29 protein-coding genes are annotated in these 24,772 nt (G+C 71.5%); 15 read left to right on the plus strand and 14 right to left on the minus strand.

Annotated elements, in window-relative coordinates; genetic code table 11:
• Window position 1: 1 nt before the first annotated feature.
• Window positions 2–970, minus strand: coding sequence for a quinone oxidoreductase family protein (locus ACT01A_RS12790; RefSeq protein WP_445152641.1), 969 nt, complete (start codon window positions 968–970; stop codon window positions 2–4).
• 55 nt (window positions 971–1,025) lie between these two features.
• Between ACT01A_RS12790 and ACT01A_RS12795 the strand changes: the two genes are divergently transcribed.
• From ACT01A_RS12795 to ACT01A_RS12805, 3 genes are all read left to right on the plus strand, one after another.
• Window positions 1,026–1,961 carry a PfkB family carbohydrate kinase gene (locus ACT01A_RS12795; RefSeq protein ID WP_445152642.1) on the plus strand — a complete coding sequence of 312 codons (936 nt, stop codon included), beginning with the start codon at window positions 1,026–1,028 and terminating at the stop codon, window positions 1,959–1,961.
• A gap of 258 nt (window positions 1,962–2,219) precedes the next feature.
• On the plus strand, window positions 2,220–3,581 hold the full coding sequence (locus ACT01A_RS12800) for a S8 family peptidase (protein ID WP_445152643.1): 1,362 nt from the start codon (window positions 2,220–2,222) through the stop codon (window positions 3,579–3,581).
• Between the two features lie 106 nt (window positions 3,582–3,687).
• A complete protein-coding gene (locus ACT01A_RS12805; RefSeq protein WP_445152644.1) occupies window positions 3,688–3,960 on the plus strand; it encodes a hypothetical protein in 273 nt (90 codons plus the stop codon).
• On the opposite strand, the gene ACT01A_RS12810 is transcribed toward ACT01A_RS12805, so the two are convergent.
• From ACT01A_RS12810 to ilvD, 3 genes are all read right to left on the minus strand, one after another.
• A complete protein-coding gene (locus ACT01A_RS12810) occupies window positions 3,957–4,259 on the minus strand; it encodes a hypothetical protein (RefSeq protein WP_445152645.1) in 303 nt (100 codons plus the stop codon). The two genes, ACT01A_RS12805 and ACT01A_RS12810, sit on opposite strands and share 4 nt — an antisense overlap.
• Complete coding sequence (locus tag ACT01A_RS12815; RefSeq protein ID WP_445152646.1) at window positions 4,256–4,591, minus strand: hypothetical protein; 336 nt, start codon at window positions 4,589–4,591, stop codon at window positions 4,256–4,258. The genes ACT01A_RS12810 and ACT01A_RS12815 overlap by 4 nt, the downstream gene beginning before the upstream one ends.
• A gap of 67 nt (window positions 4,592–4,658) precedes the next feature.
• Window positions 4,659–6,551 carry a dihydroxy-acid dehydratase gene (ilvD, locus tag ACT01A_RS12820; protein ID WP_445152647.1) on the minus strand — a complete coding sequence of 631 codons (1,893 nt, stop codon included), beginning with the start codon at window positions 6,549–6,551 and terminating at the stop codon, window positions 4,659–4,661.
• Between the two features lie 68 nt (window positions 6,552–6,619).
• Between ilvD and ACT01A_RS12825 the strand changes: the two genes are divergently transcribed.
• The 6 genes from ACT01A_RS12825 (at window position 6,620) to ACT01A_RS12850 (ending at window position 10,467) form a co-directional block, all read left to right on the plus strand.
• The gene (locus ACT01A_RS12825) at window positions 6,620–6,847 is read left to right on the plus strand and encodes a hypothetical protein (RefSeq protein ID WP_445152648.1); all 228 of its coding nucleotides are present in this window, start codon (window positions 6,620–6,622) and stop codon (window positions 6,845–6,847) included.
• Window positions 6,848–6,868: 21 nt separating this feature from the next.
• A complete protein-coding gene (locus tag ACT01A_RS12830; protein ID WP_445152649.1) occupies window positions 6,869–7,249 on the plus strand; it encodes a hypothetical protein in 381 nt (126 codons plus the stop codon).
• A gap of 53 nt (window positions 7,250–7,302) precedes the next feature.
• Complete coding sequence (locus ACT01A_RS12835; protein ID WP_445152826.1) at window positions 7,303–8,640, plus strand: citrate synthase; 1,338 nt, start codon at window positions 7,303–7,305, stop codon at window positions 8,638–8,640.
• Window positions 8,641–8,724: 84 nt separating this feature from the next.
• Window positions 8,725–9,237 carry a GNAT family N-acetyltransferase gene (locus tag ACT01A_RS12840; protein ID WP_445152650.1) on the plus strand — a complete coding sequence of 171 codons (513 nt, stop codon included), beginning with the start codon at window positions 8,725–8,727 and terminating at the stop codon, window positions 9,235–9,237.
• A gap of 13 nt (window positions 9,238–9,250) precedes the next feature.
• Window positions 9,251–9,592 (plus strand): hypothetical protein, encoded by a 342-nt coding sequence (locus tag ACT01A_RS12845; RefSeq protein WP_445152651.1) that lies wholly within the window; start codon window positions 9,251–9,253, stop codon window positions 9,590–9,592.
• 20 nt (window positions 9,593–9,612) lie between these two features.
• Window positions 9,613–10,467, plus strand: coding sequence for an aldo/keto reductase (locus ACT01A_RS12850; protein WP_445152652.1), 855 nt, complete (start codon window positions 9,613–9,615; stop codon window positions 10,465–10,467).
• Here ACT01A_RS12850 and ACT01A_RS12855 read toward each other — a convergent pair.
• The 7 genes from ACT01A_RS12855 to ACT01A_RS12885 form a co-directional block, all read right to left on the minus strand.
• A complete protein-coding gene (locus tag ACT01A_RS12855; protein ID WP_445152653.1) occupies window positions 10,464–11,321 on the minus strand; it encodes a hypothetical protein in 858 nt (285 codons plus the stop codon). The genes ACT01A_RS12850 and ACT01A_RS12855 overlap by 4 nt on opposite strands.
• Window positions 11,322–11,383: 62 nt before the next feature.
• The gene (locus ACT01A_RS12860; protein ID WP_445152654.1) at window positions 11,384–12,160 is read right to left on the minus strand and encodes a helix-turn-helix domain-containing protein; all 777 of its coding nucleotides are present in this window, start codon (window positions 12,158–12,160) and stop codon (window positions 11,384–11,386) included.
• A gap of 4 nt (window positions 12,161–12,164) precedes the next feature.
• Window positions 12,165–13,016, minus strand: a complete 852-nt coding sequence (locus ACT01A_RS12865; RefSeq protein ID WP_445152655.1) for a PfkB family carbohydrate kinase — start codon at window positions 13,014–13,016, stop codon at window positions 12,165–12,167.
• Window positions 13,013–13,693, minus strand: coding sequence for a M48 family metallopeptidase (locus ACT01A_RS12870; protein ID WP_445152656.1), 681 nt, complete (start codon window positions 13,691–13,693; stop codon window positions 13,013–13,015). The genes ACT01A_RS12865 and ACT01A_RS12870 overlap by 4 nt, the downstream gene beginning before the upstream one ends.
• A gap of 46 nt (window positions 13,694–13,739) precedes the next feature.
• Window positions 13,740–14,678, minus strand: a complete 939-nt coding sequence (locus ACT01A_RS12875; RefSeq protein WP_445152657.1) for a tetratricopeptide repeat protein — start codon at window positions 14,676–14,678, stop codon at window positions 13,740–13,742.
• A 9-nt stretch (window positions 14,679–14,687) separates the two neighbouring features.
• Window positions 14,688–15,668 carry a tetratricopeptide repeat protein gene (locus tag ACT01A_RS12880; protein ID WP_445152658.1) on the minus strand — a complete coding sequence of 327 codons (981 nt, stop codon included), beginning with the start codon at window positions 15,666–15,668 and terminating at the stop codon, window positions 14,688–14,690.
• Window positions 15,669–15,739: 71 nt separating this feature from the next.
• Window positions 15,740–17,203 (minus strand): aminotransferase class I/II-fold pyridoxal phosphate-dependent enzyme, encoded by a 1,464-nt coding sequence (locus ACT01A_RS12885; RefSeq protein ID WP_445152659.1) that lies wholly within the window; start codon window positions 17,201–17,203, stop codon window positions 15,740–15,742.
• 25 nt (window positions 17,204–17,228) lie between these two features.
• Between ACT01A_RS12885 and ACT01A_RS12890 the strand changes: the two genes are divergently transcribed.
• Both ACT01A_RS12890 and ACT01A_RS12895 read left to right on the plus strand, forming a co-directional pair.
• On the plus strand, window positions 17,229–17,513 hold the full coding sequence (locus ACT01A_RS12890; RefSeq protein WP_445152660.1) for a hypothetical protein: 285 nt from the start codon (window positions 17,229–17,231) through the stop codon (window positions 17,511–17,513).
• 95 nt (window positions 17,514–17,608) lie between these two features.
• On the plus strand, window positions 17,609–18,274 hold the full coding sequence (locus ACT01A_RS12895; protein ID WP_445152661.1) for a hypothetical protein: 666 nt from the start codon (window positions 17,609–17,611) through the stop codon (window positions 18,272–18,274).
• Between the two features lie 122 nt (window positions 18,275–18,396).
• On the opposite strand, the gene ACT01A_RS12900 is transcribed toward ACT01A_RS12895, so the two are convergent.
• The 3 genes from ACT01A_RS12900 to ACT01A_RS12910 all read right to left on the minus strand — a co-directional run bounded on the left by ACT01A_RS12900 (window position 18,397) and on the right by ACT01A_RS12910 (window position 21,188).
• Window positions 18,397–19,176 (minus strand): class I SAM-dependent methyltransferase, encoded by a 780-nt coding sequence (locus ACT01A_RS12900; protein WP_445152662.1) that lies wholly within the window; start codon window positions 19,174–19,176, stop codon window positions 18,397–18,399.
• 18 nt (window positions 19,177–19,194) lie between these two features.
• Window positions 19,195–20,124 carry a methylenetetrahydrofolate reductase [NAD(P)H] gene (gene metF / locus ACT01A_RS12905; protein WP_445152663.1) on the minus strand — a complete coding sequence of 310 codons (930 nt, stop codon included), beginning with the start codon at window positions 20,122–20,124 and terminating at the stop codon, window positions 19,195–19,197.
• A gap of 62 nt (window positions 20,125–20,186) precedes the next feature.
• The gene (locus ACT01A_RS12910) at window positions 20,187–21,188 is read right to left on the minus strand and encodes an MBL fold metallo-hydrolase (protein WP_445152664.1); all 1,002 of its coding nucleotides are present in this window, start codon (window positions 21,186–21,188) and stop codon (window positions 20,187–20,189) included.
• A 48-nt stretch (window positions 21,189–21,236) separates the two neighbouring features.
• Here ACT01A_RS12910 and ACT01A_RS12915 point away from each other — a divergent pair, with 48 nt between their 5' ends.
• The 4 genes from ACT01A_RS12915 to ACT01A_RS12930 are packed head-to-tail and all read left to right on the plus strand — an operon-like array spanning window position 21,237 to window position 24,627.
• The gene (locus ACT01A_RS12915; RefSeq protein ID WP_445152665.1) at window positions 21,237–21,989 is read left to right on the plus strand and encodes an MBL fold metallo-hydrolase; all 753 of its coding nucleotides are present in this window, start codon (window positions 21,237–21,239) and stop codon (window positions 21,987–21,989) included.
• 9 nt (window positions 21,990–21,998) lie between these two features.
• Entirely contained in the window at window positions 21,999–22,373 is a 375-nt protein-coding gene (locus ACT01A_RS12920; protein ID WP_445152666.1) for a hypothetical protein, read from the plus strand.
• 11 nt (window positions 22,374–22,384) lie between these two features.
• Window positions 22,385–23,527 (plus strand): pyridoxal-phosphate-dependent aminotransferase family protein, encoded by a 1,143-nt coding sequence (locus ACT01A_RS12925; RefSeq protein WP_445152667.1) that lies wholly within the window; start codon window positions 22,385–22,387, stop codon window positions 23,525–23,527.
• Complete coding sequence (locus ACT01A_RS12930) at window positions 23,524–24,627, plus strand: aminopeptidase (RefSeq protein WP_445152668.1); 1,104 nt, start codon at window positions 23,524–23,526, stop codon at window positions 24,625–24,627. The genes ACT01A_RS12925 and ACT01A_RS12930 overlap by 4 nt, the downstream gene beginning before the upstream one ends.
• The last annotated feature ends 145 nt before the right edge of the window (window positions 24,628–24,772 follow it).

A 24,772-nucleotide genomic window follows, 5' to 3' on the forward strand; every position in this document is an offset into this window, starting at 1 on the left:
TTCAGCGCGACGGGTCGAGGAGGAGCTTGCCGCGGGTGCGGCGCGCGACGAGATCCTCCTGTGCACGGCGGGCGTCGCTCAAGGCGTAGGTCTCCCCCACGACCGCGTTCACGACACCCTCGGCCGCCAGCGCGAACAGCTCGGCCAGCGGCACTTCGAGGTGCTCGCGTCGCTCCAGGTAGTGAAACAACCAGAAGCCGATCACCGACTGCGAGCGCTTGAGCAGGCGCCCGGTCCGGACCTCGTTCTGCTCGCGCGAGGAGATGCCGTAGACGACCATCCGCCCCATGTCGGCCATCGCGCGCAGGGCGACGTCAAAGAGCGGGCCGCCGGCCATCTCCAGGACGACGTCGACCTCGCGGCCGTGGTTGGCGCCGAGGATCCGGTCGCGCAGCGCGTCGGCGTCGGACGCGTCGCCGTCGATCGCCACGTCGGCGCCGAGCTCGAGGCACAGCTCGCGCTTCTCCTCCGAAGAGGCTGTGGCAATCACGCGCCCCGCGCCCATCGCCTGGCCGAGCTGCACCGCCAGCGACCCGACGCCGCCCGCGCCGGAGACCACCAGCACCGACTCCTCGCCGCCGGGCGCGATCCGCGCGCAGGTCCGGTAGAGGTGCCACGCGGTCAGGCCCTGGATCAGCAGCGCGAGCGCAGCGCCGTCGTCCAGCCCGTCGGGGATCGGGAACGTCTTGTCTGCGGGCGCGACGGCGAACTGCGCGTAGCCGCCGTGGCCGGTGAGCGCCACGACACGCTCGCCGGTGTCGGCCCGCACGCCCGCGACCTCGCCGCCCGGGATCAGCGGCAGGTGCTGCTTCTGGACGTAGCCGTCCTCGCGCTGGTGGGTGTCGGCGAAGTTGATCCCTGCGCGAGAGACCTCGATGAGGACCTGGCCCTCGGCCGGCTCCGGGACCGGGATGTCGACCAGCTCGAGGACCTCCGGCCCGCCGAACTCGACCTGCTGGATCGCACGCATCGCGCGGCACCCTAGGGGATCGGGTGGGACCGTTTCCTCTAGCCTTGCGCGCCGTATGAGCCTCACAGTCGTCGGATCCCTGGCCTATGACGCCGTCAAGACCCCGTTCGGGGAGCGCGAGCGGATGCTCGGCGGCGCCGCCACCCACTTCGCCCTGGCCGCGTCGTTCTTCGACGTCGTGCGCCCGGTCGGGCCGGTCGGCGAAGACTTCGACGAGGCCTCGTGGGCGACGCTGCGCACGCGCGGCACCGTGACCGACGACGTCGAGGTCGTCGAGGGCGGCAAGACGTTCTTCTGGAGCGGCGTGTACTCGTCGAACCTCAACGAGCGCGAGACGCTGGTCACCGACCTCAACGTCTTCGAGTCCTTCGAGCCGAAGCTCTCGCAGGAGTCCAAGGACGCCGACGTCCTGTTCTTGGCCAACATCCAGCCGGACCTCCAGCTGGCCGTGCGCGAGCAGTGCACGAAGGCGCGCTTCGTGGCGATGGACTCGATGAACCTCTGGATCGACATCGCCAACGAGTCGCTGAAGAAGGTCATCGGGACCGTCGACTGCCTGATCCTCAACGACGAGGAGCTGGAGCAGCTGACCGAGAAGCCGACGCTCCAGCAGGCCGCGCACGAGGTGCTGTCGTGGGGCCCGAAGGCCGTCGTCGCCAAGCTCGGCAAGTACGGCGCCGCGTTGTTCACCGAGAACGACTTCTTCGCGCTGCCCGCCTACCCGCTGAGCGAGGTCATCGACCCGACGGGCGCGGGCGACACGTTCGCGGGCGGCTTCGTCGGCTACGTCGCAGCACACCCTGAGGGCGAAATCGGCCACCAGCTCCTCTCGCGTGCAATGGCCTACGGCACGGCGCTGGCGTCCTACAACGTCGAGGAGTTCGGCACCGAGCGCGTCGAGCGCTTGACCGCCGACGAGGTCCAGGCGCGCGTCGCCGACTTGCAGCGCATGACGGCCTTCACGGTCGACCCGGTCGCGCTGCGCGTGTAGTCGCAGGCCACACCAAGCGTTCCGAAGGGCGGCCCTGCGGCCGCCCTTCGTCGTTCTTGGGCGCGGTGTCCGCGTGCGGTCAACGCTCGGGAGGCGGATGGACATCTGTCCAAATGCAGGCGCGATGCGCTAGGTGAGCGGCGGAGGTGGCCGATCCCTGGAGTGCCCGCACCTGTGTCAGCGGGTCACATCCGGCATGGACGCCGGATCAGCAGCCCCTCATTTCGGCATGGAGGCCGAATGCCGCTCGCTCCTCGCTTGTTCCCCACCGTTGTCACCACCTCGCTTCTTGCCGCGCTCGCCATTGCACCTGTTGCTGGTGCGTCGCAGCGCGCGTCGGTCGTCGCCCCGGACGGCCTGAAGGCAAAGCCCGACGCGGCCCGCGTCATCTCCCCATCCGCCAAGCGCGGCGTAAAGGCGCGCGCCGCCCAGGCCGCCGCGACCGACCCGCGCGCCGCCGAGCAGTGGCCGCTGGACGGCGACGCCCCGATGGGCCTCGCCTCCGCATGGCGCCAGACCACCGGCAGCGACCTCACCGTCGCGATCGTGGACTCCGGCATCGACCTCGGCCACCCCGACCTGGCCCCGAACCTGTGGACGAACCCGGGCGAGGTGCCCGGCAACGGCGTCGACGACGACGGCAACGGCTACGTCGATGACGTCCACGGCGTCGACTTCGTCGAGCACGACGGCACGCCGCAGGACGCCAATGGCCACGGGACGCACGTCGCCGGCATCGTCGGCGCGCGCGGCGGCAACGGGATCGGCGTCGCGGGCGTGTCCTGGCGCGTCAAGCTGATGGCCGTGCGCGTGCTGGACGGCGCGGCGCGCGGGACGACCACCGACGTCGCGCTCGGCATCCGCTACGCGGTCGACAACGGCGCGCGGATCGTCAACCTGTCGCTGGCCGGGCCGTCCTCGACGCCCGATCTCGAGGACGCGGTCCGCTACGCCCAGGCGCGCGGCGTGCTGATCGTCGTCGCGGCCGGCAACGAGGGCGCCGACCTGGCGGCCGCCCCGACCTACCCGGCGGCCTACGGCGAGGACAACGTGCTCGGCGTCGCCGCGACCCGCCGCGACGGCGCCCTGTCGAGCGTCTCGGACTACGGCCCCGGCGCGGATCTGGCCGCGCCCGGCGAGGAGATCCTCTCCACGGCGCTGGGCGGCGGCTACGAGTGGCGGACCGGCACGTCGATGGCCGCGCCCGAGGTCACCGGCGCGCTGGCGCTGATCGCCGCGGCCCGTCCGGACCTCGACGCCGCCGGCCTGGCCAACGCGCTGTTGGGCGGCACCCGCAAGATCGGCCTGCCCGTCGGCACGGGCGCGCTGGACATCGGCGTCGCCTTGAGGAACGTCATCCCGTCCGGCGCCTGGATCGACGGCGAAACGTCCGCGCCGCTGTCGAGCTACACGACGAAGACCACCAAGAAGGCCTCGTCGAAGAAGTCCACGACGGCGAGCAAGAAGAAGGCCACCAAGAAGCTCACGGCCGCCCAGAAGAAGGCGCGGGCCAAGAAGGCGGCTTCCAAGAAGCGCGCCGCCGCCAAGAAGGCCGCGGCGAAGAAGCGGGCCGCAAAGAAGGCCGCGGCACGTAAGGCAACGGCCAAGAAGCAGCGCTGAACAGGGGCGCGCGCCACCCCGAGCGCGCCTCTCCACCCGGCCGCCGGACACCGCCGGCGAAATTCGTCACACGCGACCTCGCTCAGCGGGGTAGCTTTGGCAGACCATGACCTGGGGCCTCATCTGGCTGATGCTGGTGCTCAAGATCCCGGTCGCCGCCCTCCTGTACATCGTGTGGTGGGCGGTCCACCAGGAAGAAGAGCCCGAGTCCGGTTCCGACGAAGACGGCGGAACCAAGGTCAACCCACGCCCGGACCACCGCGGCCGACGGCCCCGCAAACCACGCCCCCGCGGCCCCCACGGCGAACCCATGCCCTCCGCCCCCTCCCGCAGCCGCACGACCATCGTGCGCTCACGGGACCCGGAGCACGAGCGCTAGCCGGCGCGACCGGAGCGCTCCGACCGCGCGACCACGGCCGCGACCTTCTGCGCCGCGCGCTGCACATGGACGTCCTTGCGGCGCGGCCGGCGAATGTCGCGGAGATCGGGCCCGAGCATCCCGACGATGAGCGCGGGCCAACTGGCGACGACGACACCCGCCCCGAAGCCCACCGTCGAGTCGGCGAGACCTACGCCGGCCCACACCGAGAAGATCATCGCGGCGAGGACGCAAGAGGTGATCGCGTCATGGAAGAACGAGCGCCGAGCGGGCGAGTGGCTATCAGCAGCGTTGATCATCGGTAAAGGACCTCGCTGATAATGACACAGGTCGACCCTACAAGCGACCCAACCGTCGTCCACTTCACCAGATCGAGCCAGCCGCCACCCCACCGCCCGACGTGCGTCCACCGCGAGAGCGCGAACAGCACCGCGTCCCGTCTGCGCCGCTTCTCACCCATCGTCCGCTTCAAGCTCTGCTCGACGTGCCAGACCGGATCGCGCACCTTGCGGCAGAGCGCGTTCAGCCCGTGCGCGCAGAGCCAGAGGCAGCAGCCGCAGGCTGAGCCGACGGCCGTCCACATCGCCAGCGAGGACTCGACGGTGCGAGCGACGAGGAGGATCCGCGACACGCGTCCGACCGTAGGGCCGGACGCGTCACGGAACGACGCGCGGGAGTGACGACTTTCGCGCGGGGCGCTACGCCGGCTCGGTCGTGCGTGAGGCCGCGTCCTGCAGGGCCTCGATGCGGGTGACGTCGCGGACGGCGCCCTTGTCGGCCGAGGTCGCCATGGCGGCGTAGGCGCGCAAGGCGGGGGTGACAGCGCGGGGGCGATCTTCGGCGGGCTTGTAGCCGGTGGTGGCCTCCAACCGCGATCGGCGCTCGTCGAGCTCGGCGTCGGTCAACGCCACATCGATGGTGCGGTTGGGGATGTCGATGTTGATGGTGTCGCCGTCTTCGATCAGCGCGATCGCGCCGCCGGACGCCGCCTCGGGCGACACGTGCCCGATCGACAAACCAGACGTCCCGCCGGAGAAGCGCCCGTCGGTCAGCAGCGCGCACTGCGCGCCCAGCCCCAAGCCCTTCAGGTAGGACGTCGGGTAGAGCATCTCCTGCATGCCCGGACCGCCGCGCGGGCCCTCGTAGCGGATGACGACCACGTCGCCCGCCTGCACGCGCTTGGAGAGGATCGCGTCGACCGCCGCCTCCTGGGACTCGACCACGACGGCCGGGCCGCTGAAGGTCCAGATCGACTCGTCGACGCCCGCGGTCTTCACCACGCAGCCGTCCAGCGCGATGTTGCCGTGCAGGATCGCCAGGCCGCCGTCCTTGGTGTAGGCGTGCGCCACGTCGCGGATGCAGCCCTCGGCGGCGTCGACGTCGAGCGACTCCCAGCGCTCGGACTGCGAGAACGCCTCGGCGCTCCGCTTGCAGCCCGGTGCCGCGTGGAAGAGCTCCAGCGCCACGGCGGACGCGCCGCCGCTGCGGACGTCCCACTCCTCCAGCCACTCGTCCAGCGACGGCGAGTGGACGCTGTGCACACCCTCGTGCAGCAGCCCGCCCCGCCAAAGCTCCCCGAGGATCGCCGGGATCCCGCCCGCGCGATGCACGTCCTCCATCAAGTAGGTCCCGTTCGGCGCCACCTTGCAGACGCACGGCACGCGCCGCGAGATCGCGTCGATGTCGGCCATCGTGAAGTCCAGCTCGGCCTCGATCGCCGCGGCCAGGAGGTGCAGGACCGTGTTGGTCGAGCCGCCCATCGCGACGTCGAGCGTCATCGCGTTCTCGAACGCCTCGCGCGTGGCGACCGCGCGCGGGAGCACCGACGCGTCGTCGCCCTCGTAGTAGCGCGTGCACAACTCCACTGCCTGTGCGCCCGCAGCCTCGTACAGCTCACGGCGCGCCGTGTGCGTCGCCAGCGTCGAGCCGTTGCCCGGCAGCGCTAGCCCCAGCGCCTCGGTCAGGCAGTTCATCGAGTTGGCGGTGAACATGCCCGAGCACGACCCGCACGTCGGGCACGCGGCCTCCTCGATCAGCGCGAGGTCGTCGTCGCTGACGGAGTCCGCCACCGCGTCGGCGATCGCCGTGATCAGGTTCAGGCGCTTGCGCACGGTCCCGTCGACCAGCGTCGCCGTCCCGCCCTCCATCGGCCCGCCGGACACGAACACCGTCGGGATGTTCAGCCGCAGCGCCGCGTTGAGCATCCCCGGCGTGATCTTGTCGCAGTTGGAGATGCACACCATCGCGTCCGCGCAGTGCGCGTTGACCATGTACTCGACGCTGTCGGCGATCAGGTCGCGCGAGGGCAGCGAGTAGAGCATCCCGTCGTGGCCCATCGCGATGCCGTCGTCCACGGCGATCGTGTTGAACTCGCGCGCGATGCCGCCCGCGGCCTGCACGGCGTCCGACACGACCCGGCCGACCGGCGACAGGTGCGTGTGCCCGGGGACGAACTGCGTGTAGGAGTTGGCGATCGCGATGATCGGCTTGCGCCCGATGTCCTCCTTCTCTACGCCGGCCGCGCGGAGCAGCGAGCGCGCGCCCGCCATGTTGCGACCGTGCGTGACCGTGCGAGAACGCAGATGAGGCATGAACCGAACTTTAGCCCTCTGACAAGGACCCGCCCACAGCCAACCTCGCAGCGGTTAGGCTCGCGCGCATGCACGCGCTGATCGCCCTGATCCTGGCGGTTGAGGAAGAGGCCGAGCCCTCGAAGACGCCCTTCTACATCCTGGGCGGCCTGCTGACCCTGTGGGCCGTGGTCCTCTCGGGCATCGGCATGTCGTCCGCCAGCTTCCCCGCCACCGTCGCCGCCAAGCGCGGCGTGATCGCCCTCACCGCGCTGCTGATGGTCGGCGCGATGGCGACCGCCGTCATCACCGGCTAGGACCATCTAACTTCTCGCTGCGTGACGGACGACGCACGGGACGCCCACCTCGACGAGGACGACGGCCACGCCGTCAGCTTCCAGGTCCTCAAGCGCGGCACGCCGATCCGCTCCAGCGACGGCGTCCAGCTCGGGACCGTGCGCCGCGTCCACGAGGCCAAGCGGGAGCACATCTTCGACGGCATCGACGTCGACACGCCGGAGGGCCTGCGCTTCCTCGACGCGCCCGAGGTCCGGCGGATCGCCGAGCGCTGGGTGACGACCACGTTCCCGGCCGCCGAGAAGGACATCCACCTGGTCGATCGCGGCTCGCGGATCGCCCGCGTGCTGGGCAACACCACCACGGCTCGCAGGGCCAAGCGCACGGGCGAGAGCCTGCGCGACCGGTGGGACCGGCGGTAGCCCGGGCACACTAGTATGCAGAGGCGATCCCCTTACCCGAGAGAGGGCGCAAGATCGTGAGCGATACCCAGACGCAGCCGGACGGCGGCGGCGTAGCAGCATCCGGCCAGGAGACCCTGACCGTCACCGACAACCGGACCGGCGAGACCTACGAGGTGCCGATCACCGACGGCACGGTCCGGGCCATGGACTTCCGTCAGATCAAGACCTCTGACGACGACTTCGGGTTGATGACCTATGACCCGGCCTTCACGAACACCGCGTCGTGTCGATCGGCCATCACCTACCTGGACGGCGAGAACGGCGTCCTGGAGTACCGCGGCTACCCCATCGAGCAGCTGGCCGAGAAGTCGACGTACCTCGAGGTCGCCTACCTGCTCGTCCACGGTGATCTCCCCAACCAGCAGCAGCTGGACAACTGGAAGCACGAGATCACCACCCACACGTTCGTCCACGAGAACGTCAAGGAGTTCGTCGGCGGCTTCCGCCACGACGCGCACCCGATGGGCATGTTGGTGGGGTCGGTCGGCGCGCTGTCGACGTTCTACAAGGACGCCAACGAGATCCAGGACGCCCAGAACCGGCAGCTCCAGACGATCCGCCTGATCGCCAAGATGCCGACGCTGGCGGCCTTCGCCTACCGCCACATCATGGGGCAGCCCTACTACTACCCGGACAACGATCTGGAGTACCCGGGCAACTTCCTCAGCATGATGTACAAGATGACCGAGCTGAAGTACGAGCCGGACCCCCGGCTCGAGCGCGCGCTCGACGTCCTGTTCATCCTGCACGCCGACCACGAGCAGAACTGCTCCACCAACGCCGTGCGCGCGGTGGGCTCCTCGCAGGTCGACCCGTACTCCGCGGTCGCCGCCGGCGTCGCCGCCCTGTACGGCCCGCTGCACGGTGGTGCCAACGAGGCCGTCCTGCGGATGCTCAAGCGCATCGGCACGAAGGACAACATCAAGGACTTCATGCAGGGCGTGAAGGACGGCAACGAGCGCTTGATGGGCTTCGGCCACCGCGTCTACAAGAACTACGACCCGCGGGCCACGATCATCAAGAAGGCGTGCAACGACGTCTTCGAGGTGACGGGCGTCAACCCGCTGCTGGACATCGCGCTCGAGGTCGAGAAGATCGCGCTGGAAGACGACTACTTCGTCTCCCGCAAGCTCTACCCGAACGTCGACTTCTACTCGGGCCTGATCTACGAGGCGCTCGGCCTCCCGATGGACATGTTCCCGGTGATGTTCGCCATCCCGCGCACCTCCGGCTGGATCGCCCAGTGGCTGGAGATGGTGCAGGACAAGGAGCAGAAGATCGCGCGCCCGCGCCAGATCTACACGGGCGAGCGCACGCGCGACTACGTCGCGCTGAACGACCGCTCGTAGCTTCGTCCGCTGTCGCGGCCGGTCGCGCGCTTGCGTGACCGGCCGCACAGTGTTCCTACGCGGACGGGTTAGCCTGTCCGTTGCATGACGCTACGTACCTCTGACTCGGCTGTACCGGAGCTGGTCCTCCGCCGCATCGAGCCGGAGGACAAGGACGCGCTCGTCGCCGGTCTCGGGCGGCTCTCGGACCGCTCGGTCTACCAGCGCTTCCTCTCCCCCAAGCCGCGCCTGACGTCCTCGGAGCTGAAGTACCTGACCGAGGTCGACTTCGACGACCACTACGCGCTGGTCGCCGTGCTGGCGCGCGCGCCGTCGGTGATCGTCGGCGTCGGGCGCTGGGTGCGCGACGCGAGCGCGCCGAGCAACGCCGAGATCGCGATCGTCATCGCCGACGACCTCCAGGGCCTCGGCGTCGGGACCGCGCTGGGCACCGCGCTGACGGATGCGGCGACCGCGCGCGGGATCGAGAACTTCACCGCGTCGATGCTGCCCGAGAACCTGGCGGCGCACCGGCTGTTCAGGAAGATCTCGTCGCAGATGCGCGTCACGCACGCCCATGGCGTCGACGAGATGGTCGCGCCGCTGCTCGCCGCGTAGGGTTGGCGCCGCGATGGCGGCCTCCTTCACGGTGACGATCCGGCGGCGCGGCAAGGTCGAGAAGACGTCCTACGACGCGCTCGGCGCCGCGCTGGACGCGCTGGAGGACGCGACGCGGGTGGCGGCCAACACGCAGGTGCCGCGCGTCGAGCGGGCGCTGGGGCGGGAGTACGAGCCCGCGGCGCAGGTCGCGGTGCGCGGCGAGGTCCGCGGGCCGGGCGGCGTGGCGGGCGGGATCGACGTCCGCGGCGACGGCTCCGCCCAGGCCTTCACGGGGCGCGTCCGGCGACGGTTGGTCGACGCGGGCGAGCGCGAAGACGCCTGGCGCGCGCTGCGGCGGACGCTCAGCGCCTGAGACGTCCTACCGTCGAGGGCATGACTTCCGCAGCAGCGTCCGGCACGTTCAAGATCGGCGGCGACATCGAGGTGACGCGCCTCGGGTACGGCGCGATGCGCATCGTCGGCGACGGCGTCTGGGGTCCGCATCCGGATCCGGATCGCGTGGCGCGGGTGCTCAAGCGCCTGCCCGAGCTCGGCGTCGACTTCATCGACACCGCCGACTCCTACGGCCCGTACTTCAGCGAGGACTACATCGCCAGCGCCCTGGCGCCCTACGAGGGCCTGACGGTCGCGACCAAGGGCGGCCTGACGCGCTCGGGCCCCGGCGAGTGGCCGCCGCTGGGCCGCCGCGAGTACCTGCGTCAGTGCGCGCTGATGAGCGCGCGACGTCTGGGCGTCGAGCAGATCGACCTGTACCAGTTGCACCGCATCGACGAGCGCACCGACCGCGACGAGCAGTTCGCCGAGTTGAAGGCCTTGCAGGACGAGGGCGTCGTCAAGCACCTCGGGCTGAGCGAGGTCAGCGTCGACGAGATCAAGGCGGCCCAGGAGGTGTTCACCGTCACGACGGTCCAGAACCTCTACAACTTGAGCAACCGCCAGTCCGAGGACGTCCTGACCTACTGTGAGGAGCAGGGCATCGGGTTTATCCCGTGGTTCCCGCTGGCGGCCGGCGAGCTGGCCAAGCCGGGCGGCGCGGTCGACGAGATCGCCAACGCCCACGACGCGACCGCCGGCCAGGTCGCGCTGGCGTGGTTGCTGGCCAAGTCCCCCGTCATGCTCCCGATCCCGGGGACCTCGTCGGTCGAGCACCTCGAGGAGAACGTCGCGGCGGCGGAGCTGAAGCTCAGCGACGAGGAGCTGGCGACGCTGGAGGCGGCGTCCTCCTAGAGCCGGTCGTATGCGCGCAGGGTGGCCAGCGCCTGGAGCGTGACCACCCCGCGCCACTCGAAGGCGGCGGCGGGGTTCCACTTCGGCCAGCTGAAGTCCCAGCCGCCGTCGTCGTGCTGATCGGCGGCGAGCTCGTCGAGCTGGCGGTCGATCAGCTCGCGCGGGAAGAGGCGCGTGCCGACGTGGTCGGGGCGCGTCGCGACCTCGATCGCCGACAGCGTCTCGCCCTCGCCGCCCGCCTCGACCTTCAGGATCCCGTCCTCGGGCATCCGCTCGGCGAGCGCGGCGATCTCCTTCTCGGCGCGCTCGCGGTCTCCGACGACGTCGAGGAAGTGCACCGTGTACCGGAAGCTGTAGGGGTCGCTCAGCTTGAGGTCGGCCATCGCCGTCCAGACGTAGTCGGTGGCCTTGGTCAGCCACGGGTGCTCGAGCCCCAGGCGCAGCGCGGCTTGGACGAGGCCCGCGGTCATCAGCAGCGACGACGGCGGGTCCTTGCTGGGCGTCCACCACGGCGCGTAGGAGTAGCCGGACGCGCTTCCCAGCACGAACGGTACGCCGCCGTCGTCGGCGGCGATCGTCGCGATCCAGTCCAGCGCCGCCGTCGTGACGGCGGGATCGCCCCCGTCCACGTCCTCCAGCGCCTCGAAGGCGTACAACACGGCCGACGGCTGACTCGCGGGCGTCCGCAGGTCCGGCTCCATCGCGCCGAACCCGCCGTCCGGGTTGATGTAGGCCTCGATCGCCCGCCGCACCCCGTCGGGATCCGGCGTGACGAAGCGGTGCTCGAACTGGCGGCGCTCCAGGAGGCGGCCGTTGTCGTGGATGAACTGGCCGGCGGCATCGACGTCAGGCATGGGGAAGAAGCCTCGCGCATCGGGTCGCGGGACGCTTGAACGAAACGGACGTCCTGAGAGCGCTAGGAGCCGGGCGGCTTCTCGCCCGCGGGACCAGCGCCGGCGGCGAGCAGCTCGGACGGCGGCTGGCCGGCCAGGCGGCGGACCTCGCGGGCGAGGTGGGCCTGGTCGGCGTAGCCGGCGTCGGCGGCGAGGCGAGCCAGCGGCGCGTCGGCGTCGTCGCCCTCGGCGTCGGCCGCGCGCAGGAAGCGCTGGAAGCGCAGGACACGGGCGAGCGTCGCCGGGCCGTAGCCGACCGCGGCCTCGAAGCGACGACGCAGCTGGCGCTCGCTGAGGCCGACGCGGGCGGCGAGCGCGGCGACGTCGGGCGCCGTGGCCGACGGCTGCGCCAGCGCGACGACGGCGCGACGGACCTCGTGGTCGGCGTCCTCGGGCCGGGGCAGCCGGGGCGCGATCCCGCCGACGAGCGCCAGCAGCGCCTCGCCGCGGCCGCGCTCCATCGCCTGGGCGACGCGGTCCTCGATCGCCGCCGCAGCCGACCGACCCCACAGATCGGAGAGCGCGACGCCGCGATCGCGCAGCTCACTGACCCCGAGCCCGAGCGCGCTGCCCGCCGCGCCGACGCGGAAGCGCACGCCGACCCGCGACCGCCCGGGCGTCGCCCGCGCGACCGACTCGGTGGTCGCCGGTCCCGCGACCACCAGCCGCCCGTCGCTGAAGACGACGTCGACGCACGCGTCCGGCAGCACCCGCACCTCACCGTCGTGCGACGCCCACACGCACGCCACCAAGGCCTCTAGCCCCGGTGGCGGCGACAGCTCTCGATACGCGACAGCCACACCCCTATGGTGCCGCACGGCGCGCGGCCCAAAACCCCGCCAGCTCCCCCACGGCCGGCGCCCGCTCGCACAGGACCGCCGCGCCTACCCGCGCGCCGACCCCGCAGGCCTGCTCGATCGAGCACCCGTCGGCGAGCGCCGCCATGACCGCGGCGGCGAACGCGTCGCCGCAGCCGAAGGCGTCCAACGGATCGCCCGGCGGTCGTCCCGCGATCCAGCGGCCGGCAGGTCGAGAAGATCCGCCTTCACGCCAGCTTCCCCCGCGCGCGCCTTCGGTGGCAAGGATCCAGCGCGGGCGGCAGGCGGCGAGGAGCTCGTCGTCGATCGGCTCGCTGGGGTCGTCGGCGGAGCCGATCAGCGCGTCGACCTGGACGCCCGAGGCGATCAGCGCAGCGCGGGTGCGGGCGGTGGCGACGAGGACCTTCGCGGCCCGCGCGGCCTGGGCGGCGCGCGCATCACCGCCGAAGAGCGCGATCCCGTCGAACTCGCTCAGGTCCGGCAGGTCGGCGCCGTGGGGTTCGAGCGGCGGCGAGAGCGTGGTGATCGTGCGCTCGTGGTCGGCGGTCAGCCAGGTCAGGGTCCGCCGCTGCGGGACGCCCGCGTGGGTCGTCGCGTGGACGTCGAGGCCGGCGGCGCGGAGATCGCTGGCGGTTGCGGCACCGCGCGCGTCGTCCCCGACCGCGCAAAAGAACGCCGCGGCGCCGGTCAGGGACTTCAACGCATAGGCCGCCATCGCGCCGCCGCCCGCGGCGGCCTCCCAGGCGGCGCCGGCGTCGGCGATCTCCCCGGCGCGCGGCAGGCGCTGCGCGAGCACGAAGTCGACCCACTCGACGTGCCCGACGACGCCGAGCCTCACAGCACCAGGGTCCCGCCGTGGTCGCGCAGCCAGCGGCGCGGCGTCTCGTACCCCGGCATCAGCGCCGCCATCAGCGCCCAGAAGCGCGGCGAGTGGTCCATCACCGCGAGGTGCGCCGCCTCGTGGCGGACCACGTACTCCAACACGACGTCGGGCGCCAGCAGCAGGCGCCAGTTGAAGGACATCGCGCCGGTGCTCGAACACGAGCCCCAACGGGTCTTCTGGTCGCGGATCGACAACTTGGTGTACTTGCGGCCGACCGCCGACGCCGCCGCGTCCAGCCGCGGCGTGATCTCGATCCGCGCCTGCTTGCGGTACCACTTCTCCAGTGCCTCGCGCATGACCGCGCTGCCGATCTCGGCGTTGGGCACCAACAGCTCGTCGCCCCAGCGCACCGCGCGCGTGCGCCCTTCCTCGCCGACCAGCGTCAAGTCCGTGCCCAGGTACGGCACCGTCCCGCCGCGTGCCGCCACCCGCGCCTGGGACCGCGCCACCTCCGCCCGTCGCCGCGCGATCCAGCCGCCGAGCTGCTCGACCGCCCGCTCGGCCTCGCGCAACGGCGCGCGCCGCGGCAGCACGACCTCGACCGCACCATCGCGCGGATCGACCCGCACGCGCACGCGCCGCGCGCGGTCGCTGCGCCGCACGCTCCACTCGAAGGGCGAGGTCTCCGGCATCCGGCCGAGGAGGGTACGACGCCGAGCCGACGGCCCGGTCCCGGCCTCAGCCCTGACGCTCCTCCAGCAGCCCCGCCAGGTTGGCCACCGCGAGGTCGTCGCCCAGCTCGGCGCCCGCCCGGAAGGCCAGCTCCGCATCGTCCACGCGGCCCTGGTCCCACAGCAGGACGCCCAAGTTGTTGTAGGCCTCGTCGTCGCCGTGCTCGGCCGCGCGCCGGTACAGCGCCTCGGCCTCGACCGACTGCGGGTCGAGGTCGCTCAAGTGATTGGCCAACTGGGTCTCGGCCGTCGCGACGCCCCGCTCCGCGCCCTCGCGCAGGATCGCTTCCGCCTCCTCCACGCGGTCCTCCAGCCTCAGCACCGACGCCAGGAAGGCATAGCCCTCGATCCCGCCCGGCAGCGCGATCGCCTCGCGCAAGACCGCCTCGGCCTCGATCATCCGGCCCTCGTCCTGCAACAGCGCGCCGAGATCGACCAGCGCCTCGGCGTCGCCCGCGTCCGCGCCGGAGCGGAACAGCCCCTCAGCCTCCTCGACATCACCGACGTCGGCCAAGGCGTTGGCCAACAGCCGGTGCTCGGTCTCGCCGATCGCGACCGTCGTCCGCCACAGCGCGATCGCCTCCTCCAACCGGCCCAGGTCATACAGCAACAGCCCGAGGTTGTGCCCGGCCGCCAGCTCGCCTCGATCGGCCGCCGCGCGGTAGTTGGCCTCCGCCCCCGCGACGTCGCCCTGGTCCCACAGCGCGTTGCCAAGCGGGATCAGCGCGTCCATGTCCCCGGTCTCGACCGCCTCGCGCAAGACCGGGACCGCCTCGGCGGCGCGATCGAGCTCGATCAGCAGCTCGCCCAGGTAGTACCCCGCGTCAGGCTCACCGTCCTGGACGGCCGCCCGGATCAACCGCTCCGCCTCGTCGTACCGCTGCGCGGCCTGCGCGCGCAGGCCCTCGCCCAGAGCACCGGATCGCTGCTGCTGCTCGTCACCCATATCTCTGCACTACAGCACGTCGCCCTCCCCGATCTGCTCTCGCGCCATCGCGACCATCCGCCGGATGTCGGGCAGATCGTCGTCGCCGTAGCGCTCGATCACCCCGCGCAGCAGCGCCTCGGCCTCCTCGTAGCGGCCGAGCGTGACGTGCACCTGGGCCTCTTTGAGCTGGATCCCGACGCGCATGCTCCGCGCCCGCGGATCGTCGCGACCGTCCAGCTCCGCGGTCATCGCGGCAAAGACCTCGGGCGTGTCGCCGGCGATCTCGGCGGCCAGACGCTCGTTGGTCTCGACCGCCTCGTCCATCCGCCCGGTCATCCCATAGGCCTCCGTGCTGTTCCACAGCGCGGCCGCCCGCCGGACGCGCAGCCCGAAGCTCTCGGTGCCGTCGAGAAGGTCCAGCAGCCGCTCGTAGGCCTCCAGCGCCTCGTCAACCCGCCCAGCCTCCATTAGCAGCAGCCCCTGCTGCGCCAGCGCCCAGCTCGCGTCCCCGACATCCTCGGGCTCGGCGGCGAGGTAGGCGTCGAGCACGAGCAGCGCCTGGTCGTAAAGCCCGGCCTCGATCAGGTCGCGCGCGAGCGCCGCCTTGAGGCGGACGACCTCCTCGACGACGGGCTCGGCCTCGACGTCGCCGAAGCGCACGAGTGCCTCGCGCAGCGCGGCGATGCCCTCCTCGCGACGGTCCAGGCGCGCCAGCGCGTGGGCGCGGCGCCGGTATCCGTTGACCGAAGAGCGCCATTCGCCGCCACGGGCGATCAGCGCGTCGGCTACCGCCAGGCCCTCCTCATGGCGGCCCGCCTCAAGCGACACGTAGGCCTTCCAATCCAGCGTGCGCGCGGCAAGCTCCTGGAGCTCCTCCTCGTCCGCGCACCGCGCGAGGACGGCGTCGAACGCCGCTACCGCGTCCTCGACCCGGTCCTCCTCGGCAAGCGCGACCGCGTCGGCGAAGCTTCGCTCGGGGTCTTCGAGGTGATCCACGATGCTGAGCATCGCACGCCAAAACCTGGCTCGTCCAGCGACGCGGTCGCGCTACAGGACGGGCAGCGTGGGCTCCAGCTAGCTTAAAGCACTCGCAGCGTCGTGAGCGTCGTGTCGCGCGCGACGATCGAACCGCCGCTGGCGCGAGCGTCCTCCAGGTAGCGGACGGCGTCCGCGCCCACCCTGAAGCCCTCCAGGATCAGCGGGATCCCGGGCGGGTAGACCTCGACCTCCTCGGCCGCGACCTGCCCGATCGCCTCGTGCAGCGGGACCTCGCGGCCGATCGACTTCGCCAGGCGCTTGGTGTCGTAGGGCCGGATGACCGGACGGTCCTCGATCCCCGCGAACGGGTTGCCGGGCATCGGCTGGCGCTCGCGCCCCGGGAGCTGCGTGCCGTCCAAGATGTCGCTCAACGCCGCGACCGTCGGCTCGACCGCGCCCTCGTCGAGCTGGAAGGTCGTGATCAAGGTGATGGTCTGCACGCCGGCCTTCTCGATCACCATCCCGCGCTGGACCAGCGCCTCGGCGACCTCGTAGCCGCTGAGGCCGAAGCGCGACAGCCCGAGCGTGGTCTTGACGAGGTCCGCACCGGAGACGTTGCGCCCGACCGCGCCCAGCCAGCGCGAGTCGTCGAGGTGGTCGAGGTCCGGCAGCGCGCGGCGCAGCGCCGCCTTCAGCCGCTCGGTCCGCTCGATCGACACCCCCAACAACTCGCGACCTTGCGCGGCCAACGCTCGCACCGCGGCGTCGGCGGACGCCAGCAGCCCGTAGGAGGGCGACGTCGTCACGTACTCGCGGTAGGCCTCCTCCAACAGCTCGGAGTCCACGCGCGCCTCGCGCCAGTGGATCAAGCCCGTCTGCTGGAGCCCGCCCGCGAGCTTGTGCGTGGACTGCACGCAGATGTCGGCGCCGGCCTGCATGGCGCTGCACGGCAGGTCGTCGTGGAAGTGCAGGTGGCCGCCCCAGGCCTCGTCGACGAAGACCAGGCAGTCGGGCGACTTCCCGTGCACCGCCGCGACGATGTCCTCCGTGTTGCCGACCAGGCCCTCGTAGGTCGGCGAGGTGTAGATGACGGCCAGCGCCTCGGGGTAGCGGTCCAGCGCGCTCATCACGTCGTCGACCGACGGCGGCAGCAGCGCCTCGAAGCGCGCGTCGTAGGGCGCGGGCAGGAAGCGGAAGTTCAGGTTGAACGCTTTGATCGCGTTCATCATCGAGTGGTGGATGTTGCGCGCGACCAAGACCATCGCGTCGGGGCGCTCCATCGCGAGCATCCGCAAGACCACCCAGTTGGACCCGCTCGACCCGTGGACGCTGAACATGGTGCGGTCCGCGCCCTGCGCGGAGGCCGCGAAGCGCTCGGCCTCGCCAAAGACGCCGGTGTGGTCGACCAGGGTCCCGAAGAACCCGGCGCTGATCGAGACGTCGGACGCGTAGAAGTCCTCGACGCGCTCCTGCCCGGGCAGGATCGACGGCGTGCACCAGCGGTAGTAGCGGCGGACGTCCTCGTTGAGGATGCGGACGATCGGGGACGAGGTGATCTGGTCCATGTGATGCGCCATGATGGCGCTTCTCGTGCCCCGATCGATCGCGCACCTCCCACCCCGTGTCCAGCCGCCGTTTGAGGTGTACGTCTCGGGCGTGCCCCAGGTCGAGGGCAAGGACTACGAGATCGACGGCCGCACGCTGGTCTTCGCCGGCCGCGAGCTGCGCAAGGACGAGGTCAGCGGCTGGCGCTGGCTGCTGGGGTCGATGGGCATCGGGACCTATCGGCAGGACGACAGCGTCGACGTCCGCTACACGCTCGACGGCCGGCCGATGGTGGCGCACGGACTCGATGTCGAGGTCTTGGCCGACTGATGCCTAGGCACGGTGGTCTAGTCCACCTGCCTGCCACCGGTTGAGGTACGGATATCCGGCTTTGCGGGACGTTCGCGAGCCACGAGAGTCAGGGCATGCCCTCCGCCGCCCCTGCCCTGTCCCTGGTCCCCGACGCCGATTCTTCCCTGGCGCGGGTCGACCTCGGGGCGCCGGTGTGGCATGGCCCGACGCGCACCCTCCTCGACGACCTCGGCCCCATCCCCGACGCCCGGGTCCTGGTCGTCGAGGACGTGCTCGGCGGCGGCGTGGACTTCGAACCCAAGGCCTATGACCTGGTCCACGCGCGTTTCCAGCTCGCCCGCCACGGACGCGCGGCGGCGCAGCTCGCGGCGCTCCGGGCGCTCGTCGCGCCGGGCGGGATCCTGCTGGTCGAGGAGCCGGACCTGTGCTCCTGGACCTACGAGCCCTACGCGCCGGCCACGACGCACCTGATCGGCCGCCTCGCCCAGGCCTTCTCCGCCGCCGGCGGCAACCTCGACGCCGGGCGCCGCCTCCCGGCGCTGATGCGCGACGCGGGCCTCTCGCCCCGCGTCCGGACCACCGCCCTCGGCCTCGAGGCCGGCCACCCCTACCTCCGCGCGCCCCTCCACCTCGCCGAAGCCGCCGAGACCCGCCTCACCGACGTTCTCGGCCACGACGGCCTCAACCGCCTCCGCCTCGAAGCCACCACCGAGCTGCTCAAGCCCGAGCGTCGCGGAACGACGTTCACGCTCGTTCAGGCGTGGGCCGTAGTCGACTAGACCGAGACCGGGTCGCGGGCCATCCCGCCTACAACTACGGACCGCGCAGCTCAGCGTCGAACGCCGCGATGGTCTTCGCCAGGTTCGGGTCGGGGCCGAGCGCGAAGAGATCGTCGAGCGTGCTACCGAGCGCGGCGGCGCGCGGTCGTGAGCAGGTAATCGCAGCGCAGGGAGACCGCGTCGCCCTCGCCGCGGTCGTGCTCAGCGACGAGGCCGGCGAGCGCGCCGAGGAGTTGGGGCCAGCGGCCTTCGGCCTGGAGGCGGTCGCGCTCGGCGACGACGTGGCCGGCGGTGGCGACGAGGAAGGCGACGGCGGCGGCGCGGGCGTCGAACTCCAAGGTGATGGAGTTGTGCGTGGTGGTGATGTCGTTGAAGCCGGCATCGCTCAGCAAGGCGCGAACGGCCGCCGGGTCGCCCCAGCTCGGTGGCGGGGACCCGCCCGGCGGAGGCGGCGGCAGGAACGGCGCCAGCGCCGCGCCCATCGCCGGGAGGAACGAGCCCGGCGCCCAGTTGGCCAGCGCGACGCGGCCGCCGTCGGGCCGCACGACGCGTGCCAGCTCACGCGCGGCCGCGGGCTGGTCGAAGGCGTACATGACGCCGAAGACGCTCAAGGCCACGTCGAACGCGCCGTCGTCGCACGGCAGCGCGATCGCGTCGCCCACGCGCCACTCCACGCCCGCGTCGCCCGGCGCCCGCGCCAGCAGCGCCGGTTCGAGATCGACACCTACAACTGGGTCGGCGCCGCGCACGGCGGCGGCCAGCGCGGCGTTGCCGGTTCCGCACGCGACGTCGAGGACCGCCTCGCCACGCTGAAGGTCGGCGGCGTCGGCGACCGCCTCGGCCGCCGGCACCAGCCGCTCGGCCATGCGCGCGTAGTTGCCGAGGGCCCAGGTGGTGGGCACGAGCGCGGCGGTCCGCGCCTACGCCACGACGGGCGGCTTGCGCGGCGCGCCGAGGCCCGTCTGCTGCGCGTCCCACGGACGCCAGAGCCGCAGCGTCGACAGGATCGAGCGCGTCGCGGGCGAGCGGTTCAGCGTGCAGAAGTGGATGCCCGGCGCGCCCTTGGCGAGCAGGTCGGCGCACTGCATCGTCGCGTAGGAGACGCCGAAGTCGGCGACCGCCTGCGGGTCGTCCTGGCGCGCGTCAAGCTCGGAGAGCACGTGCTCGGGCATCGTCGCGCCGCACATCGACGTGATCTTCGAGATCTGGCCGTAGCCGGTGATCGGCATGATGCCCGGGATGATCGGGATGTCGATGCCGATCGCACGGGCGCGGGCGACGAAGTCGAAGTACAACTCGTTGTCGAAGAACAACTGCGTGATGAGGTAGTCGACGCCGGCGTCGACCTTCTCCTTCAAGTACTTCAGGTCGTCCTCGGGCGAAGTCGCGTGGATGTGCGTCTCGGGGAAGCAGGCCGCCGAGATCGAGAAGTCATAGTCCTCGCGCAGCAAGGCCACCAACTGGTGGCTGTACTCCAGCCCGCCGTCGGAGGCGACCCACTCGTTCTGGCCGCGCGGCGGGTCGCCGCGCAGCGCCAGGACGTTCTCGATCCCGGCCTCGCGGATCTCCTCCAGCGTCACGCGCAGTTCCTCGGTGGTGGCACCGACGCACGTGAAGTGCGCCATCGCCTCCAGGCCGAGCTCGTGCTTGATGTGGCGGACGGTCTCGACGGTCTTCTCGCGCGTCGTGCCGCCCGCGCCGTAGGTGACCGAGACGAACGACGGGTCCAGCGGCGCCAGCTCCTGCAGCGCCTTCTCGAAGTTCGCTTCGCCCTCGGGGGTCTTCGGGGGGAAGAACTCAAACGAGAACGTCGGCTCCGGGTTGCCGAGCAGGTCCACGATGCGCGTCATGACCCGACAAACCCTAACACAGTTGTGTCAAGGTTTGAAGAACACACCCGTTTGCAGCGCTTTTATGCTGCGATCTCCCAACGCTCCGGCGTCCCGTCGATCTTCTGCACCCGCCCGGTGACCTCCAGGTGGGTCAGGTAGGCCAGCGTCTCCGACAGCCACCAGTTGGCGTTCAGCGGCGTGATCGCCTGGCCGTAGACCTTCGGGATCGCCTCGAACGCCGTCAGCCCGGGCCCCGCGGCGATGACCTCCTCGACCTTGCCGAGCCGGTCGCGTACGAGCGTCCGGTTGGCGTCGATGTGCGCTTGGACGTCGGTGAACGTGCGGCCGTGGCCGGCGAGGCAGAGGCGCGCGTCGAGCTCCTGGACGAGGTCGAGCGAGTGCAGGAACTCGCCGGCCGGATCGGGCGAGTAGCCGTAGTCGTAGTACAACGAGACGCGGCCGAGGAGGTGGTCGCCGGAGATCAGGATCCGGCGCTCCTCCTGGTAGAGGCAGACGTGCGACGGCGCGTGGCCGGGCGTCTCGTAGACCGACCACGTGCCCAGGTCGGTGCGGACCTCGACGCCGGGGACGAGGTTGCGGTGCGGCTCGACGATCCCGGAGATCCCGTAGTTCTGGCCGCGGCGCTGCTCGGCGTAGCGCTTCAGCGGCTCCTCGGGGACGCCGGACTGCCGCGCGACCTCGATCCGGCGGTCGAACGCCGCCTCCGGGTCGCGCGCCGCGGAGAGCATGTGCTCGTGGTTGGGGTGCATCCACAGCTCGCAGCCGGTGCGCTCGACGATCGTCGCGGCCTGCCCGTAGTGGTCGGAGTGCGCGTGGGTGCAGATCAGCAGCCGGACGAGATCCAGGTTGAGGTTGACCTGCGCGAGCGCCCGCTCCAGGTGGGCGAGCGAGCCGGGCTCGTGCATCCCCGTGTCGACCAGGACGATCCCGTCACCCGCGGCCAGCGCCCAGGCGTTGCAGTGCGGCACGCCCGGCCACGGCAACGGCAGCCGCAGCCTCCAGACGCCCGGCAGGACGCGTTCGCCCCGCCCCACTTCCCGCTTGCGATTGGCCTCCGGCATGTCGGCGTCAACCCTAGATGGTCTGCGCAGGGCCCTTAGACTCGCGCCATGTCCCGGCCCACCGCCCACGTCCGCCCGCGCCTGGCCAGGCTGATCGCCTCCGGCCCGGAGGAGATCGCCGACGGCGTCTGGATCGTCCGCGGCGGGCTGCCGAAGACCATGAACGTCTACCTCGTGCGCGACGGCGACGGCGTGCTGCTGTTCGACGGCGGGATCGTGCAGATGACCGGCGCGGTCGCGATCGCCGCGGCGAAGCTCGGCGGCCTGACGCGGATCGTGCTCGGCCACGGCCACGCCGACCATCGCGGCGTTGCGCCCGGGCTGGCGCCGGTGCCCGTGTACTGCCATCCGGACGAGGTCGCCGACGCCGAGGGCGACGGCGGCGCACACTACTTCGACCTCTCGACGCTCGACCCGCACGGCCGCTTCCTGCTCGGCAACCTGCTGCCGATCTGGGACGGCGGGCCGGTGAAGATCGCCGGGACGGTGAGCGAGGGCGACGACGTCGCGGGCTTCAAGGTGGTGCACCTGCCCGGCCACGCGCCGGGGCTGATCGGGCTGTTCCGCGAGTCCGACGGCGTCGCGCTGGTCTCCGACTGCTTCTACACGACCGACCCGCAGACCGGCCATCACGGCCACGCCCGCGTCCCGCACCGGGCCTTCAACAAGGACACCAAGCAGGCGCGCGCCTCGATCCGCAAGCTGGCGGCGCTGAAGCCGTCCGTCGCGTGGGCGGGCCACGCCGACCCGGTCACCGGCGACGTGGCGGGCAAGCTCGAGCAAGCCGCAGCCACGACGTAGGCTGAGACGATGGGCCGCCGCAGCCGCCAACGCGGGCGCACCGACAAGCTCGAAGCGCCGACCACCGACTACCCGTCACCCGACGGCACCCAGGTCCTGACCCTGCGCGGCGCGCTGTCGCCGAAGTCCCGCACGGAGTTCGCACGCGCCTCCGACCCGGCTTCCGCCCGCGCCGCCGCCAACGTCGAGGACGTCCGCGCGCGGGCGCTGGAGTTCCTCTTCGAGCGGCTGGTGGCCCGCTGGGTCATCTCCGACGTCCCGACCGAAGGCGCCAAGCCGCTGCTCACGCGCTACCGCGTCGCCACCCGCGAGGAGCGGGGTTGGGTGACCGACGTGCTGCGCGAGCACTGCGCCGAGTGGTTCCCGGACGTGAAGGTGCCGTAGCCTCCGGCCTCGTGCCGACCGTCTCCGAGGTTCCCGAAAGACTGCTGCTCGGCTCCGGCCCGTCGCCGGTGCCGGAGAGGATCCTGAAGGCTTTGAGCCATCCGACCGTCGGGCATCTGGATCCGGCGTTCGGTGAGATCCAGGATGACGTCGCCGCGATGTTGCGGGCGACGATGAAGACCGACAACAAGGTCACGTTCCCGCTGAGTGCCACGGGCAGCGGTGGGATGCAGGCGATGGTGGACACGTTGGTCGCGCCCGGGGATCGGGTCGTGGTCGGCGTGCACGGCGCGTTCGGTGGGCGGATGGCGGATGCGCTCGGCCGAGCGGGCGCGGACGTGGTCAAGGTCGAGCAGGAGTGGGGCCGGGCGATCGAGACCGAGCGGCTGGTGGACGCGGTCGCTGACCCCGCGACGCGCGCGTTGTTCGTGGTCCACGGCGAGACGTCGACCGGCGTCGCGCAGCCGCTGGACGGCCTGGCCGAGGCGATCCACGCGCGCGACGGGCTGTTCTTGGTGGACTGCGTCACGTCGCTGGCCGGGCACGCGCTCGCGCTCGACGAGGCCGGCGTCGACGCCGCGTTCTCCGGCACCCAGAAGTGCATCAACGTGCCGCCGGGCCTGGCGCCGTTCACGGTCGGCGACCGCGGGCTGGAGCGGCTCCAGCGCCGGTCGTGGTACTTCGACCTCCAGGCGATGGTCGACTACTGGTTCGCCGACGGCCCGCGCGCCTACCACCACACCGCGCCGATCAACATGATCTACGCCTTGCACGAGGGGCTGCGGATCGTGCAGGAGGAGGGCCTGGAGGCGCGCTGGGCGCGTCACGCGCGGGCCCACGAGGCGCTGCGGAGCGCCTTCGGCGTCCTTGGCTTCGAGCGACTCGCGCCCGACGGCGAGCAGTTGTCGTCCTTGCTCGCGGTCCGCGTTCCTGATGGCCTTGACGAGGCGCCGGTGCGCGGCGCGTTGTTGAAGGAGGACGGCATCGAGGTCAGCGGCGGACTTGGGCCGCTGGCGGGCGCCGCGTGGCGGATCGGCGTGATGGGCGAGGGCGCGCGGCCCGAGCCGCAGGAGCGCCTGGTGCGCGCGACCGCGCGGCGGACCGGCGGCGACGAGGCCGCCGCGGTCCGCGCGCTGGAGGAGGGCTGGGCGTGAGCGACTTCGCGGAGATCACCGAGCACCTCGACCCAGCGGGGTTCGCCGACCTGCTCGCCGGCTATTGCCTGGAGCTCCGGCCTGACCAGCAGGTGCTCGTCCGCTCGACGACGCTGGCCGAGCCGTTGTTGTTGGAGTTGCAGCGTGCGATCCTCGAGCGCGACGCCTGGTGCTTCCTGCGCGTCGAGCTGCCCGGCGAGGCCAAGGGCTTCTACGACCACGCCCATGACGTACACCTCGACAACTACCCGCCGCTGGCCTACGAGGAGGCCAAGAAGATCCAGGCGACGATCGGGATCCAGGCGCCGCACGACGTCCGCGCGCTCGCATCTGTCGACCCCGAGCGGATCGCCCGCTCCGCCCGCGGCCGCCGCGAGGTCCGCGAGCAGATGCTCAAGAAGCGCTGGTGCTCGACGCTCTGGCCGACGCCCGCCAACGCCGCGCTGGCCGGCATGACGCTGGGCGAGTTCTCCAAGTTCGTGGCGAGCGCCATGTTCCTCGACCGCCCCGATCCCGTCGGCGGCTGGCGCGAGCTGCACGCCTTCCAGGACGCGCTGATCGCGCGGGTGAGCAAGGCCAAGGAGATCCGCATCGAGGCCGACGGCACCGACATCACGCTGAACGTCGCCAAGCGCACCTGGGTCAACAGCGACGGCAAGCGCAACATGCCCTCCGGCGAAGTCTTCACCGGCCCACACGAGAGCTCCGCCAACGGCACCATCAAGTTCACCGTGCCGTCCTCGCCCGCCGGCGTCGACGTCCGCGGCGTGTCATTGACCTTCCGCGACGGCGAGGTCATCCAGGCCACCGCCGAGCACGGCCAGGAGTACCTCGACCGCGCGCTCGCCACCGACGACGGCGCCCGCTTCCTCGGCGAGCTGGGCATCGGCACCAACTACGGCATCGACCGCGCCATCGGGGCGATCCTGTTCGACGAGAAGATCGGCGGCACCGTCCACCTCGCCCTCGGCCGCAGCTATCCCGAGACCGGCGGCAAGAACGTGAGCGCGCTGCATTGGGACCTGATCTGCGACCTGCGCGCCGGCGGGCGGATCACCGCCGACGGCGTGACGATTCAGCAGGACGGTCACTTCTCCTGACCGTTCGAACCTGGTACGTGACACCGTTGCAGAAGTGGCTTGGCATCTGCCTCGATGTCAGACGCATCACCGCCGACAGGGTCACGGCCCAGCAGGACGGGCGCTTCAGCCTGTAAGGGAGACCGCCCCCAGCGGGCCGCCGACC

The organism is Baekduia sp. Peel2402 (assembly GCF_052567285.1).

Coding starts and splice junctions, on each gene's coding strand:
- metF (WP_445152663.1), bottom strand. CDS start 20,124: ATGACGCGCATCGTGGACCTGCTCGGCAACCCGGAGCCGACGTTCTCG.
- ACT01A_RS12795 (WP_445152642.1), top strand. CDS start 1,026: ATGAGCCTCACAGTCGTCGGATCCCTGGCCTATGACGCCGTCAAGACC.
- ACT01A_RS12825 (WP_445152648.1), top strand. CDS start 6,620: ATGCACGCGCTGATCGCCCTGATCCTGGCGGTTGAGGAAGAGGCCGAG.
- ACT01A_RS12895 (WP_445152661.1), top strand. CDS start 17,609: ATGCCCTCCGCCGCCCCTGCCCTGTCCCTGGTCCCCGACGCCGATTCT.
- ACT01A_RS12915 (WP_445152665.1), top strand. CDS start 21,237: ATGTCCCGGCCCACCGCCCACGTCCGCCCGCGCCTGGCCAGGCTGATC.
- ACT01A_RS12810 (WP_445152645.1), bottom strand. CDS start 4,259: ATGATCAACGCTGCTGATAGCCACTCGCCCGCTCGGCGCTCGTTCTTC.
- ACT01A_RS12790 (WP_445152641.1), bottom strand. CDS start 970: ATGCGTGCGATCCAGCAGGTCGAGTTCGGCGGGCCGGAGGTCCTCGAG.
- ACT01A_RS12840 (WP_445152650.1), top strand. CDS start 8,725: ATGACGCTACGTACCTCTGACTCGGCTGTACCGGAGCTGGTCCTCCGC.
- ACT01A_RS12885 (WP_445152659.1), bottom strand. CDS start 17,203: ATGGACCAGATCACCTCGTCCCCGATCGTCCGCATCCTCAACGAGGAC.
- ACT01A_RS12875 (WP_445152657.1), bottom strand. CDS start 14,678: ATGGGTGACGAGCAGCAGCAGCGATCCGGTGCTCTGGGCGAGGGCCTG.
- ACT01A_RS12920 (WP_445152666.1), top strand. CDS start 21,999: ATGGGCCGCCGCAGCCGCCAACGCGGGCGCACCGACAAGCTCGAAGCG.
- ACT01A_RS12805 (WP_445152644.1), top strand. CDS start 3,688: ATGACCTGGGGCCTCATCTGGCTGATGCTGGTGCTCAAGATCCCGGTC.
- ACT01A_RS12855 (WP_445152653.1), bottom strand. CDS start 11,321: ATGCCTGACGTCGATGCCGCCGGCCAGTTCATCCACGACAACGGCCGC.
- ilvD (WP_445152647.1), bottom strand. CDS start 6,551: ATGCCTCATCTGCGTTCTCGCACGGTCACGCACGGTCGCAACATGGCG.
- ACT01A_RS12880 (WP_445152658.1), bottom strand. CDS start 15,668: ATGCTCAGCATCGTGGATCACCTCGAAGACCCCGAGCGAAGCTTCGCC.
- ACT01A_RS12850 (WP_445152652.1), top strand. CDS start 9,613: ATGACTTCCGCAGCAGCGTCCGGCACGTTCAAGATCGGCGGCGACATC.
- ACT01A_RS12845 (WP_445152651.1), top strand. CDS start 9,251: ATGGCGGCCTCCTTCACGGTGACGATCCGGCGGCGCGGCAAGGTCGAG.
- ACT01A_RS12910 (WP_445152664.1), bottom strand. CDS start 21,188: ATGCCGGAGGCCAATCGCAAGCGGGAAGTGGGGCGGGGCGAACGCGTC.
- ACT01A_RS12870 (WP_445152656.1), bottom strand. CDS start 13,693: ATGCCGGAGACCTCGCCCTTCGAGTGGAGCGTGCGGCGCAGCGACCGC.